Source organism: Pseudochelatococcus lubricantis, from assembly GCF_042432495.1.
Classification (GTDB): Bacteria; Pseudomonadota; Alphaproteobacteria; order Rhizobiales; family Beijerinckiaceae; genus Pseudochelatococcus; species Pseudochelatococcus lubricantis.
In genome coordinates this window covers 1,429,634-1,442,754 of record NZ_JBHLXC010000002.1, presented here as the reverse complement: position 1 = coordinate 1,442,754, position 13,121 = coordinate 1,429,634, and the positions used below count along the sequence as shown (strand labels likewise).

13 protein-coding genes and 1 tRNA gene are annotated in these 13,121 nt (G+C 65.9%); 13 read left to right on the top strand and 1 reads right to left on the bottom strand.

Annotated features, from left to right (window positions below; translation table 11 throughout):
• The first annotated feature begins 111 nt into the window (after positions 1–111).
• Positions 112–1,542 (top strand): putative bifunctional diguanylate cyclase/phosphodiesterase, encoded by a 1,431-nt coding sequence (locus ACFFJ7_RS09365; protein WP_377591928.1) that lies wholly within the window; start codon positions 112–114, stop codon positions 1,540–1,542.
• A gap of 139 nt (positions 1,543–1,681) precedes the next feature.
• Here ACFFJ7_RS09365 and ACFFJ7_RS09360 read toward each other — a convergent pair.
• Positions 1,682–1,771 (bottom strand) — tRNA-Ser (locus ACFFJ7_RS09360).
• Between the two features lie 268 nt (positions 1,772–2,039).
• Here ACFFJ7_RS09360 and rplU point away from each other — a divergent pair.
• The 12 genes from rplU to ACFFJ7_RS09300 all read left to right on the top strand — a co-directional run bounded on the left by rplU (position 2,040) and on the right by ACFFJ7_RS09300 (position 13,101).
• Positions 2,040–2,438, top strand: coding sequence for a 50S ribosomal protein L21 (gene rplU, locus ACFFJ7_RS09355; protein ID WP_166953146.1), 399 nt, complete (start codon positions 2,040–2,042; stop codon positions 2,436–2,438).
• A gap of 97 nt (positions 2,439–2,535) precedes the next feature.
• Positions 2,536–2,802, top strand: a complete 267-nt coding sequence (gene rpmA / locus ACFFJ7_RS09350) for a 50S ribosomal protein L27 (RefSeq protein ID WP_166953144.1) — start codon at positions 2,536–2,538, stop codon at positions 2,800–2,802.
• Positions 2,803–3,229: 427 nt separating this feature from the next.
• Positions 3,230–3,769, top strand: coding sequence for a GNAT family N-acetyltransferase (locus ACFFJ7_RS09345; protein WP_166953142.1), 540 nt, complete (start codon positions 3,230–3,232; stop codon positions 3,767–3,769).
• A 103-nt stretch (positions 3,770–3,872) separates the two neighbouring features.
• A complete protein-coding gene (gene obgE, locus ACFFJ7_RS09340; protein WP_166953140.1) occupies positions 3,873–4,907 on the top strand; it encodes a GTPase ObgE in 1,035 nt (344 codons plus the stop codon).
• Positions 4,908–5,018: 111 nt separating this feature from the next.
• Complete coding sequence (gene proB / locus ACFFJ7_RS09335) at positions 5,019–6,194, top strand: glutamate 5-kinase (protein ID WP_166953138.1); 1,176 nt, start codon at positions 5,019–5,021, stop codon at positions 6,192–6,194.
• 186 nt (positions 6,195–6,380) lie between these two features.
• Complete coding sequence (locus tag ACFFJ7_RS09330) at positions 6,381–7,622, top strand: glutamate-5-semialdehyde dehydrogenase (protein ID WP_377592123.1); 1,242 nt, start codon at positions 6,381–6,383, stop codon at positions 7,620–7,622.
• A gap of 95 nt (positions 7,623–7,717) precedes the next feature.
• On the top strand, positions 7,718–8,359 hold the full coding sequence (locus ACFFJ7_RS09325) for a nicotinate-nucleotide adenylyltransferase (RefSeq protein ID WP_377592122.1): 642 nt from the start codon (positions 7,718–7,720) through the stop codon (positions 8,357–8,359).
• Between the two features lie 253 nt (positions 8,360–8,612).
• Positions 8,613–9,062: a ribosome silencing factor gene (gene rsfS / locus ACFFJ7_RS09320; RefSeq protein WP_377591927.1), complete on the top strand. Its 450-nt coding sequence runs from the start codon at positions 8,613–8,615 to the stop codon at positions 9,060–9,062.
• Between the two features lie 6 nt (positions 9,063–9,068).
• Positions 9,069–9,548: a 23S rRNA (pseudouridine(1915)-N(3))-methyltransferase RlmH gene (rlmH, locus tag ACFFJ7_RS09315; RefSeq protein WP_166953136.1), complete on the top strand. Its 480-nt coding sequence runs from the start codon at positions 9,069–9,071 to the stop codon at positions 9,546–9,548.
• 82 nt (positions 9,549–9,630) lie between these two features.
• Positions 9,631–11,001, top strand: coding sequence for a murein hydrolase activator EnvC family protein (locus ACFFJ7_RS09310; RefSeq protein ID WP_377591926.1), 1,371 nt, complete (start codon positions 9,631–9,633; stop codon positions 10,999–11,001).
• On the top strand, positions 11,001–12,479 hold the full coding sequence (locus tag ACFFJ7_RS09305) for a S41 family peptidase (protein WP_166953132.1): 1,479 nt from the start codon (positions 11,001–11,003) through the stop codon (positions 12,477–12,479). The genes ACFFJ7_RS09310 and ACFFJ7_RS09305 overlap by 1 nt, the downstream gene beginning before the upstream one ends.
• A gap of 70 nt (positions 12,480–12,549) precedes the next feature.
• Positions 12,550–13,101 (top strand): RNA pyrophosphohydrolase, encoded by a 552-nt coding sequence (locus ACFFJ7_RS09300; protein WP_377591925.1) that lies wholly within the window; start codon positions 12,550–12,552, stop codon positions 13,099–13,101.
• Positions 13,102–13,121: the final 20 nt, after the last annotated feature.

Genomic DNA, 13,121 nt, shown 5'->3' with positions numbered 1-13,121 from the left:
ATCATGTTTCAGAAAACGCTTCAGGCAATTAATTTATGCATTGCGCCAAAGTTGTTCTCGGTTATCATGAATGACGCACGGAGGGGTGCATGGTAAAATTGAGAGTGCATCATGGTGGCGATCACAGTCCCGCAGCGACGGGAGACGGGATTATCTCCAAGTGAGACGCCGGTTCCTGCCCGGGTTCATGATGCTGCGCCGGAGAATCCCTCTTCCCTGAGGCAGTGGACGGCAGCGGGTGGCCGTACCGATCTTGATGAACAGACGAATTTGCCTGATCAGCGTTTCTTCGCGGAGGAGGCGGAGCGGCAGATGGCCCGCTCCACGGGTGCGGCGTTCACGCTGCATATCGTGCGGATCGACAATTTCAGCGTGGTCAACAACGCCTTTGGGCCTGAAACCGGACGGCAGCTGCTTCAGGTGTGCGCGAACAGGCTGCGCAACAGCCTGAATGGCGGCTGCCTTGCCGGCCGCTACGGCGCGGACGGTTTCGCCGTGCTGCAGCGGACCGGGAAGGAATGTCCCGAGGTTGCCGCGCTCGCCCGCCAGATACTGACCCAGTTGACCGCGCCCTATCTGATATGGGGACATCGCATCAGCATCGCGGCGACGATCGGCATTGCCTCCCGCCCCGACGACGGTGGCGATTTCGCTGCGCTCGCGCACCGCGCCGGGCTCGCTGTCGATCATGCCTTCAAGGGCGGCCAGCCGATAGCGCGCTACCACTCGGACATTCTCGCGGACGCGCGCCGCATCGCCGCACTCGATATAGACTTGCGCAACGCGCTGGCGACACAGCAGTTCTTTTTGCAATTCCAGCCGCAGGTCTCGCTGCTGACGGGAAAGCTCTCCGGAGCGGAGGCGCTGGTTCGCTGGCGCTGCCCGGACGGCACGGTAATGCCACCCGATACATTTCTGCCCTATGCGGAGGAAAGCGGGCTGATCGCAGCCATCGACGAATGGGTGCTGTCACAGGCTTGCCACGCGGCACGGCGTTGGCACGACTCGGGAATGCGGCTGCGAATCAGCGTCAACATGTCGTCTGCACGCTTCGCGCAGCGCCACATACCGGCGCTCGTCACCCGCGTGCTGCAGGAAACGGGCCTCGAACCACGCTACCTCGACATCGAACTGACGGAAACGGCCGTGATGCACGATATCGAGCGCGTGGGGAGCGATCTCGCCAGTCTGCGGTCATTGGGCGTTTCGGTCTCCATCGACGACTTCGGCGTCGGCTATTCGTCCTTGCGTTCCATCAAGCAGCTGCGCGCCGACAGACTGAAGATCGACCGGGACTTCGTGCGCAATCTCGCCGTCAGCGGCAGCGACAGGGCGATTCTGCGCACGATCATCCATCTTGGCCACGAGCTGGATTTCGAGGTCGTCGCCGAAGGGGTGGAAACGGCCGATCAACTCACCATCCTGCGCGCGGAGCGATGCGACGAGGTTCAGGGCTTCCTGTTCGCACGGCCGATGTCGATGCCGGATTTCATGGCTTATGCCCAGCGCTTTTGCGCATCAGGCGACTGCCACGCCGGATAATCGTCACCGGATGGAAGGGCGCGTCGCAAGAAAACCGCCGATAATACGATGTATAGATGACAGAAATCCGGCAGCTTTGCCTATTGCCGAAGTTTCGGCAGCCATTCCAGCTCTGCAAGGCGCATTGCGCCAAGCAAATTGGCGGAGAGGGAGGGATTTGAACCCCCGATGGAGTTGCCCCCATGCCGCATTTCGAGTGCGGTGCATTCAACCACTCTGCCACCTCTCCGCTCGCGGTGGTGACCTTAATAGCCGAGTCGCGCCGAATATCAAGAGGCCTTCGAACGGATTTTCGGGATATTTCGTTGACAATTTTCACGCCGGCGATTATGCGGAATGCTTCCATGCAGTTTAATCTGCATTCATTGGGAACGCGAGGCGTCGGTGATTCTGGTCCGGCGCCTTTCCGTTCTTGCAAAACTGAGAAAAAGCCGCTCTGTGGCCGGGAGGTGCAATCCTGCTGGCGGCAAGAGCGGTTCCGAACACAGGAAAGAAAGATGTTCGCAGTCATCAGGACTGGTGGCAAGCAGTACACTGTTGCCGCTGACGATGTCATCACCATCGAGAAGCTTGAGGCCGAGGCTGGCGCCGCCGTGACGTTCGACGACGTGCTGGTGCTTTCCCGCGGAGCTGAAGGGATCGTGGTCGGCGCGCCCGTCGTCGCCGACGCTTCGGTTTCGGCCGAGGTGGTGGAACAGACGCGCGGCAAGAAGGTTATCGCCTTCAAGAAGCGCCGCCGGCAGAACTCCAAGCGCAAGCGTGGCCACCGTCAGGCGTTCACCGTCGTGCGCATCACCGACATTCTCGTCGGCGGCAAGGCGCTTCCGCGCCCCGCCAAGGCTGAGAAGAGCGCCGACGCCGCACCGGCCGAGGCAGCCCCGGCGGCTGCCGAGTAAGCGCGGGAAACCGTTTCCCGGGCGTTCCGGAGTTGTCGCGTTAACCGCATGACCTCCGGGCGCTCCGCATCAGATCAGGATATTTGGGAGTTCTATCATGGCCCACAAAAAATCAGGCGGTTCATCCCGTAACGGGCGCGATTCCGACGGCCGCCGCCTTGGCGTCAAGAAGTATGGCGGCGAGAAGGTGATTCCGGGTAACATCATTATCCGCCAGCGCGGCACGAAGGTCCACCCGGGCGACAACGTCGGTATCGGCAAGGACCACACGCTGTTTGCTCTCGTTGAAGGGCGCGTCGAGTTCCTCACGCGGTTGGGGCGTTCGTACGTACGCATCGACGTGGTGCAGGAAGCAGCAGAGTAACCCAGGCGGAAGCTGTCCGACAAAGAGCTTTCGCCGGTATTCCATCCCCGGCGGAAAGCGGCATGTGTCAGCTCGCGATCCAGCGATCAGGGGAAATGGGATGCCATTTCCCCTTTGTCGTTTCAACACCCGGCCGGGCCGGGCTATAGGATCGGAGCAGACAGATGACCATTCGCACCATCATCGCCAACGCCACTGCCGCTATCGCCCGTGCAACGGGCTTCACGCAAGGGGCAGCCTTCGATGCAGGTCGCGTATGGCGTTTTGCTCCGGCCCTGCCGCGTCACGATGGTCGTGGATGCGAACGCGGTGGCCTCAAATACCTTCCCGTTTGTGCGTATCCAGGCATGGATGCCGCCTGCGCACACCATCTCGCGAACGCCCGCACGCGGGCGCATCTGCCGGCGAGAGCGGGGGGGCGGGGGCCATGCTGAGGGAAGCGGTGAGAACGGACCGGTTGCTGCTGAGGCCGGTGCGGATGGATGACGCGCAGACGCTCATCGGGCTGGAAACATGGAACGTCGCGCGCTGGCTCGCATCCGTTCCCTGGCCGCTCACGCTGGAGGACATGCAGGACTACATCGTGCATGCCTCCGCCGAGAACGAAGCGGGCATCAGCGCGAACTACGCCATCGAGGCCGAAGGCGCACCGTGCGGCATGATCACCCTGCATCCCAGGGATGGCGCGCTGAGCCTCGGATACTGGCTCGGTGAGCCGTACTGGGGGCAGGGGCTGATGAGCGAGGCGGCGGAGACTTTCGTCGACGCCTTCTTTGCCTGCAGCGGGGTGATGCACATCATCTCCGGTGTGTTCGCCGGCAACGGCGCTTCCCTGCGGGTGCAGGAGAAGCTCGGTTTCGTCACCGTGGGCGATACCATGCGCTACTCACGCCCCCAGGGGCGGCCCTTGCCCTATTATGAGACGGTGCTGGGGCGCGAGCGCCACGCGCGGCGGCTCGCCGCATAGGGCGGCAGGACGGAAGACAGGCCGCCGGGAGACATCCCGGCGGCGCGACATATGTACAGACGCGGGGCCAGGGGCTCCGCCCGTTGACGGGTTCGAGCAGGCGATGAAGTTTCTTGATCAGGCGAAGGTTTATGTCCGTTCCGGCGATGGCGGGGCAGGCTGTGTCTCGTTCCGGCGCGAGAAGTTCATCGAGTTCGGCGGCCCCAACGGCGGCGACGGCGGGCGCGGCGGCGACGTCGTGGTCGAATGTGTCGACGGCCTCAACACGCTGATCGACTACCGCTACCAGCAGCATTTCCGTGCCCGTCCCGGCCAGCACGGCATGGGCAAGAACCGCACCGGCGCGCGCGGCGCGGACACGGTGTTGAAGGTGCCGGCGGGCACGCAGGTTTTCGCTGAAGACAACGAGACGCCGCTGGCCGACCTCACGGAGGTTGGCCAGCAGGTGGTGCTGGCTCGCGGCGGCAACGGCGGCTTCGGCAACGCCTACTTCAAATCCTCGACGAATCAGGCGCCACGCCACGCCAACCCCGGCCTGCCGGGCACCGAAATGTGGATCTGGCTGCGGCTGAAGCTGATCGCCGATGCCGGGCTCGTCGGCCTGCCGAACGCCGGCAAGTCCACCTTTCTCGCGGCGGTCAGCGCGGCAAAGCCCAAGATCGCCGATTATCCATTCACGACGCTGCATCCCAATCTCGGCGTCGTCGGCATCGACGGGCGCGAGTTCGTGCTCGCGGATATTCCCGGGCTGATCGAGGGCGCGCACGAGGGCGCGGGACTCGGCGACCGCTTCCTCGGCCATGTGGAACGCTGCCGCGTGCTGCTCCATCTTGTCGACGGGACGAGCGAGGACGTCGCCGGCAGTTACGAAACCATCCGGGCCGAACTCGAAGCCTATGGCGGCGGGCTCGCAGACAAGCCGGAGGTGGTGGCGCTGTCGAAGATCGATGCGCTTGACGCCGAGACCCGCGCCGCGCGCGCGGCGGATCTTGCGGAAGCCGCCGGGCAGGCGCCGCTGCTGCTGTCCTCCGCCTCGCGCGAGGGCGTCGACACGGCGCTGCGTTGCCTCGCGGACATCATCCGCGAGGCCGGGGCGGAGGAAAAGGAACGCGAGGTCCCGGCCGACTGGCAGCCGTGAGGCAAAGCCGGGCCCGGGTGCCAGTCCTGCCGCCGCTGCATGCGGTTTTTCCTTTCCTGCACGCGGATTACGGTTAAGTATGCGCCGCGTCGAATGTCCGAATGAAGCATCATGATCGATCATTCCGTCTCTCCCGCGTTGGCCGCGCGCTTGCCCGAGCTGGCGCAGTTCAGGCGCATCGTCGTCAAGGTGGGCTCGTCGCTGCTGGTGGACCGCGAGCGCGGGCGCCTGAAGCGTAGCTGGCTTTCGGCGCTGGTGCAGGATATCGCGCGGCTGCACGAACGGGGCGCGGAGGTGATCGTCGTCTCCTCCGGCGCCATCGCGCTGGGGCGCACCGTGCTGCGGCTGCCCTCGGGGCCGCTGAAGCTGGAGGAGAGCCAGGCCGCCGCCGCCGTGGGGCAGATCGCGCTGGCGCGCCGCTGGACGGAGGCGCTCGCCGTCCACGAGATCGTCGCCGGGCAGATTCTGCTGACATTTTCCGATACGGAGCAGCGCCGCCGCTATCTGCACGCCCGTGCCACCATCGGCAAACTGCTGGAACTCGGCGCCGTGCCGATCATCAACGAGAACGATTCGGTAGCGACGAGCGAAATCCGCTATGGGGACAACGACCGGCTCGCCGCACGTGTCGCGACCATGGTGGGGGCGGACCTGCTCGTGCTGCTGTCCGACGTCGACGGCCTCTATACCGCGCCGCCCAACGGCAACCCGGATGCGCGCCATATCCCGCTCGTCACGCATATCACGCCCGAGATCGAGGCCATGGCGGGCGGTGCGGCGTCAGAGCTGTCGCGCGGCGGCATGCGCACCAAGGTGGAGGCGGGCAAGATCGCGACCGCCGGCGGCGCCTGCATGATCATCGCTGACGGACGTGTGGAGGGGCCGCTCGGCACGGTTATGAACGGCGGGCGCTGCACGTGGTTTCTCTCGCCCTCCAACCCCGTCACGGCGCGCAAGAAGTGGATCGCCGGAACATTGCAGCCACGCGGCGCGTTGCATGTCGACGCGGGAGCGGAGAAGGCGCTGCGGCGTGGCGCGAGCCTGTTGCCTGCTGGTGTGCGCCGCATCGAGGGCGATTTTCACCGGGGCGACGCGGTCTCGGTGCGCGGGCCGGAGGGGCGGGAAATCGGCCGCGGCCTCGTCGGCTACGACGCGGACGAAGCGGGGCTGATCGCGGGCCATTCGACGCAGGATATCGAGACGCTGCTCGGCCACGGCGGGCGCGCCACCATCGTGCACAGGGACGATCTCGTCCTGTTCGGCGGCGATTCGCACGAAGGTGCATGAAAGCCATGCTGCCGGGCGCGCTTGACCGCGCATCCCTCTTGCGTAGAAAATAGACATGTATCGCACGGCGTTGCATTGGCCGCCGGCTGGAGGATGAGGATCATGGCGAGTGTAGCTGCTGATGTTACGGACAAGAGCGAGGTGCTGGGCGGCGCTGCCGACGCGCCGCTGCCGCTTGCCTCGCTGATGGCCGACATCGGCCGGCGCGCCCGCAAGGCCGCCCGCGCACTGGCGTTGACATCCGACGCCGCCCGCACGCAGGCGCTCAACGGTGCCGCGCGCGCCATCCGTGAGGACGCGGAAGGCCTGATCGCGGCCAATGCGGAGGACATCGCGGACGCCCGCGCGGCCGGACGCGGCGAGGCGTTCATCGACCGCCTGCAGCTCACCCCGGCCCGCGTCGAGGCCATCGCGAAGGCAGTGGAACTCGTCGCAGGCCTGCCGGACCCCGTCGGGCGCGTGCTGGCAACCTTCGAACGCCCTAACGGCCTTGTCATCGAGCGTGTTTCCGTACCCCTCGGCGTGATCGGCGTAATCTTCGAAAGCCGGCCGAATGTCGCCGCGGACGCGGGCTCGCTGTGCGTGAAGGCGGGCAACGCCGCCATCCTGCGCGCCGGGTCGGAGAGCTTCCGCTCGGCCCAGCGGCTGGTCGCGGCCGTTCGCTCCGGGCTGGAAAACGCGGGCCTGCCCGCCGATGCCGTGCAGCTCGTGCCGGTTCGCGGCCGCGAAGCCGTCGGCCTGCTGCTCGGCGGGCTCGATGGCAATGTCGACGTCATCGTACCGCGCGGCGGCAAGGGCCTGGTGGCGCGGGTGCAGACGGAGGCGCGGGTGCCGGTGTTCGCGCACCTCGACGGCATCTGCCATGTTTTCGTGCATCGCGACGCCGATCTCGACATGGCGCGCAAGGTGCTGCTGAATGCGAAGATGCGCCGCACCGGCATCTGCGGCGCGGCGGAGACGCTGCTTGTCGACCGGGCGGTGGCGGACACGCATCTGAAGCCGCTGGTGACGGCGCTGATCGAGGCCGGCTGCGAGGTGCGTGGCGATGCGGAGACACAGGCGGTCGATCCGCGCGTGAAGCCCGCGACCGAGGAGGACTGGCGCACGGAATACGAGGATGCCATCATCTCCGCGCGCGTCGTCGACGATCTTTCGCAGGCCATCGATCACATCGAGACCTACGGCTCGCACCATACCGACTCGATCATCACGCAGGACAAGGAAGCGGCGGCGCGTTTCCAGCGCGAGGTCGACTCGGCCATCGTGGCGCACAACGCCTCAACGCAGTTCGCCGATGGCGGCGAGTTCGGCTTCGGCGCCGAGATCGGAATCGCCACCGGGCGCATGCACGCGCGTGGCCCCGTCGGCGTAGAGCAACTGACCTCGTTCAAGTACCGCATCCACGGCAACGGGCAGACGCGGCCTTGAGGAGCGAGGCCGGCTCCTGCTTCATCGAGGAGGGCGAGGATGCGCCGCCCGGCGTCGCCCGCATCGATGCGACCGGCGCGCCCGGGAGCAGCGGGATCACGGTTTTGAGAAACCTGCCGAAGCGGCATTCGCCGTCTCTCCCGCCGCACGCGCCGGGCTTGCGGATCGGGCTTTTCGGCGGCTCGTTCAACCCGCCGCACGCGGGGCATCGCCTGGCGAGTCTCGTCGCCCTCAAGCATCTGCGGCTCGACAGGGTATGGTGGATCGTCACCCCCGGAAACCCGCTGAAGGACAACACGGCGCTGCCGCCGCTGGCGGAAAGAATGGCCGCTGCCCGTGCGCTGACGCGCCACGCGCGCATCGACATCACCGGTTTCGAAGCTGAAATCGAGACGCAGTTCACTTACGACACCATCGCGTGGCTCACACGGCGTTGTCCGCAGGTCGATTTCGTCTGGATCATGGGCGCGGATAATCTCGCCGGCTTTCACCGCTGGCAGCGCTGGCGCGATATCGCCCGCCTCGTTCCGCTCGCCATCATCGACCGCCCCGGCTCCACCCTGAAGGCGGCGCGCTCGCGGGCGGCGATCGCGCTGGCGCGTTACCGATTCGCTGAGAAGGACGCGGGGCTGCTGTCACGGGGAGACGTACCGGGATGGGTCTTTCTGCACGGTCCGCGATCGCCGCTGTCGTCCACCATGCTGCGCGCGGCGGGGAACACGATAGCCGCGCCCTGAAGCCCCCGCGCGGACGTGGGCGGCTTCTTTTTCCTGCCGATTCATGTGATTGGCTGTCGGTAGTCGTTGAAGCGTCGGGGATGTGCGACTATCTTCAAGTCAATGTTACGATGCGATTTCGAGCCGGAGAGGCGATGCCCGCTTGTCCCGAAGTCGCCCTGAAGCGGGATGACCTTTCGCCGAATCGCGATTCTCGCTCTATCTTTTTGTTAATGCATGATTTTTCCAGAAGGCGGCACCTCTTTTGGGGATCATGCTCAAGTGTGAGGACCGGGCACTGAGCCAGCTTTCGGAATATGGCGCCCAGCCGGCGCCGCTCAACCAGACGGACGGAACACGGACGGCCGGGGAGACGCCGCCGGCCGGCGACGCGGCAGGAATCGCGCGGTTCCAGCTTGAAGAAATGAAGGCGGAAGAGATCGTCGAGATCGACCTTGTCGGTCGCACGACAATCGCGGACACGATGTTCGTCGCGTCCGGCCGGTCGGACAGGCATGTCGGCGCCATCGCGGAAAAGGTCGCTGCCGCTCTCAAGCAGGCGGGCTTCGGGCCGGTGCGCGTCGAGGGATTCCCGGCCTGCGACTGGGTGCTGATCGACGTGGGCGATATCATCGTGCATATCTTCCGCCCGGAAGTGCGCAGCTTCTACAATCTGGAGAAGATCTGGAGCCCCGACCGGCCGAAAGAGCCGCGCGCCGGTTGAGCCGCCGTGCGCATCGCCGTTGTGTCGGTGGGCCGGCTGAAGGCGGGCCCCGAGAAGGCGCTGGTCGAGCGCTATCATGAGCGGGCGCAGCCGCTGGCCCGCTCGCTGGGATTCGGCACCGTCGATGTGCTGGAGCTTTCGGAAAGCAGCGCCCGCCACGCCGACCAGCGCAAGGCGGAGGAGGGCAGGGCGTTGCTGGCGCGCTGCCTGCCGGGTATGATCGTGGCGTTCGACGAACGCGGCGCGAGCCTTTCCAGCGACGATCTGGCTCGGAAGTTCGCCGGCTGGCGCGATGCGGGCGAAGCCGGCGTCAACCTGATCGTCGGTGGTCCCGACGGTCTCGATGGCGCGGTGCGGGAAAAGGCTGCGCTGATCCTGTCCTTCGGCGCAATGACCATGCCGCACCAGATTGTGCGTGCGCTGGTGCTTGAGCAGGTATATCGTTGCCTGACGATTCTCGCGGGACACCCCTATCACCGTGTTTGACGGCCGGTTGCGTTGATGCGCCGGTCGGTCGATGTGTTGCAAGGCACTGATGGCATTTCGAATCCAGCGATCGGGACGGTTCTTGACCTGCGGGCTTGCGTTCGCCGTGGCGCTCGGCGTCGCCGTGCTGCCCGCGGCTGGGCAGGAGCAGGCGCAGCAGCAGGCGCGCGAGCCCTCCGGCGCGCAGGCGGAGGGGGCGGCGCCCTGGGCGGGAACCGAGGCGGACAAGCGCCAGCGCCAGCAGGAGCTTGAGGCCGTTCAGGCCGATCTCGCGGCACGCGGCGCACGGCGGGAAGCACTGCGCACCGAGATCGAGGGCCTGAGCAAGGACCGGGCCGAACTCAACCGCATCCTGCTCGAAACCGCCCAACGCATCGGTTCGGCGGAGGAGCGCGTGTCCGCCATCGAGCAACGGCTGGCGACGCTCGACGGCAGCGAGCAGGCCATCCGCCGCTCGCTGGAAAGCCGCCGCGACGTTATCGCCGAGGTGCTCGCCGCCCTTCAGCGCATGGGCCGCCATCCGCCGCCCGCCGTTCTCGTCGCGCCCGAGGACGTGCTGCAGGCCGTGCGCAGCGCCATCCTGCTGGGGGCGACAGTTCCCGAGCTGCGGACGGAGGTGGAGGCTCTTGCGTCCGACCTTGCGGAACTCGCGCGCCTTCGCGCGCAGATCGCCACCGACCGGGAGGCGCTGAAGGCCGATATCCAGACCCTGAATGGCGAGCAGGAGCGGCTTGCCGCCCTCATCGATGAGCGCCAGCGCCGCATCGCGGAGGCGGAGAAGATCGACGCCGGAGAGAGCGCGCAGGTGGCCGATCTCGCCAGCCGCACGGAAAGTCTCAAGGATTTGATTGGCCGCATGGAGCGGGAAATCACCACCGCCCGCAAGGCCGCCGAGGATGCGGCGCAAGCCGTGCAGGCGCGCGACAAGGCCGTGGATGACAGGCTGGCGGCCGCGCCCTTCGGCGATCCCGCCCGGCTCGAACCCAAGATTTCTTTCGCGAAGGCATTGGGACTGCTGCCGTTTCCCGTGCGCGGTGAGGTGGTGCGCGGCTTCGGCGCATCGGACGGTTTCGGCGGCGCGACGAACGGCATCTCCATCGCAACACGCGAGGAAGCCGTCATTTCGTCCCCCACGGATGGCTGGATCGTTTACTCTGGTCCGTTCCGATCCTTCGGCCAGCTCTTGATCATCAACGCGGGCGAGGGATATTATGTATTGTTGGCGGGCATGGAACGGATCAACGTGACGTTGGGCCAGTTCGTGCTCGCGGGCGAGCCTGTCGGGTTGATGGGCAAGGGGGCGCCAGCGGGAACCGGTGCATTGGCGGGAGCCAGTGCTTTTGCGGGTGGCGCCACGGGCCCCATTCTGTATGTTGAGTTTCGCAAGGATGGCGGATCCATCGATCCGTCGCCGTGGTGGGCCAGGACAAAAGGCGAAAAGGTTCGCGGATGATGCGCAAGATTTCTCTCGTGATGGTGGGTGCCCTCATCGGCGCGGGTGTGGCGGTCGTGGGCACGCAGTCACGGCTGTTTTCCAGTACGAGCGCCATCGCCGCTTCCGTGGACACCTACCGGCAGCTCACGCTGTTCGGCGATGTCTTCGACAAGGTGCGCAGCGACTACGTCGAAAAGCCGGATGAGAGCAAGCTGATCGAATCGGCCGTCACCGGCATGCTGTCGTCGCTCGATCCGCACTCCAGCTACATGGACGCGAAGAGCTACCGCGATATGCAGGTGCAGACGCGCGGCTCCTTCGGCGGGCTCGGCATCGAGGTGACGATGGAGGACGGCCTCGTCAAGGTCGTGAGCCCCATCGATGAAACGCCAGCCGCGCGCGCGGGCATTCTGGCAAACGATCTCATCGTCGCCATCGATAACGAACCCGTGCAGGGGCTCACCATCAACCAGGCGGTCGAGAAGATGCGCGGCGCGGTCGATTCCGAGGTCACGCTGAAGATCCAGCGCACCGGACGAAGCGAGCCGTTCGAGGTGAAGCTGAAGCGCGACATCATCCGCATCCGCTCCGTGCGTTTCGAGAACAAGGGCGACATCGGGTATCTGCGCATCACGCAGTTCAACGAACAGACGTTCGACAACCTGAGCAGCGCCGTCGAGAAGCTGACCAAGGAAATCCCGGCCGACAAGCTGAAGGGCTTCGTCATCGACCTGCGCAACAACCCTGGCGGCCTGCTGGATCAGGCGGTGCTTGTCTCCGACGCCTTCCTGGAGCGCGGCGAGATCGTCTCGACGCGGGGGCGCAACCTCGACGAGACGCAGCGCTTCAACGCCCGCTCGGGCGACATCACGAAGGGCAAGCCGCTCGTGGTGCTGGTCAACGGCGGATCGGCCTCGGCGTCCGAGATCGTGGCGGGCGCCCTGCAGGACCACCAGCGCGCCAAGCTGATCGGCACGCGCTCGTTCGGCAAGGGGTCCGTGCAGACCATCATTCCGCTTGGCCAGAACGGGGCGCTGCGCCTCACCACAGCCCGCTATTACACGCCGTCCGGCCGCTCGATTCAGGCCAAGGGCATCGAGCCCGATTTCATCATCGAGGAAGTCATTCCCGACGATCTCAAGGGCAAGGACCAGATCAAGGGTGAGGCGGGGCTGCGCGGCCACCTGAAGAACGGCGAGGACGCCAGCGCGGACAAGAGCGCCGCGACGGAAGTCGAGGCGACCGACAGCAAGAAGGAGGAGGCCTCCGGCTCCTCCGCCTACGTTCCGACCGATCCGACGCAGGACACGCAGCTCAATGCCGCCTATGACCTGCTGCGCGGTGTCGAGAACCCGGCGCTTGTGGTGCGCAAGGTGAATGCCGATGCCGGCACGAAGACCGAATCGGCCGCCAATGTGACCGGCAAGAAGGACGCCGCGAAGCCGGCTGACAAGCCGGCCGTCGACGGCGGCGACACGAAAAAGGACGGGGAATGACCTTCCCCGGGTGAGCTTTTCCGGCTAGTGTGCCCCCCGATCGGCGGTTGATAGCGGACGGGGCGGCGCCATGTCGGACAAGGTCAATCACATTCGCGGGAAGGTGCGGGCAGAGGATTTGCCCTATCGCGCATGTGTGGGCGTGATGCTGCTCAACAAAGTCGGCAGGGTATTCATCGGCTCCCGCCAGAAGGGCGACATCGCCGAGGGAACGGTGCCGCCCGCCTACACTTGGCAGATGCCGCAGGGCGGCGTCGACAAGCACGAGGACCTGCTGGACGCGGCGCGGCGCGAGCTGTTCGAGGAAACGAACGTGCGCTCCGTCGAGGTTCTCGCCCAGACGCCCGACTGGCTGACTTACGACCTGCCGGAAGATCAGATCGGCATTGGCCTGCGGGGCAAATTTCGCGGGCAGAAGCAGAAATGGTTCGCCATGCGCTTCACCGGCGACGAATCGGAAATCGATGTGCTGCACCCCGGCGACGGCAGCGTGCCGCCCGAATTCGATGCATGGCGCTGGGAAGAGGCGCAGCACCTGCCGGAGCTGATCGTGCCGTTCAAGCGGCGCGTATATGAGCAGGTGGTGGCGCACTTCGCGGCGCTGACTCACGTCCGGGCATAACGTCCCATACCGGCCTGTCA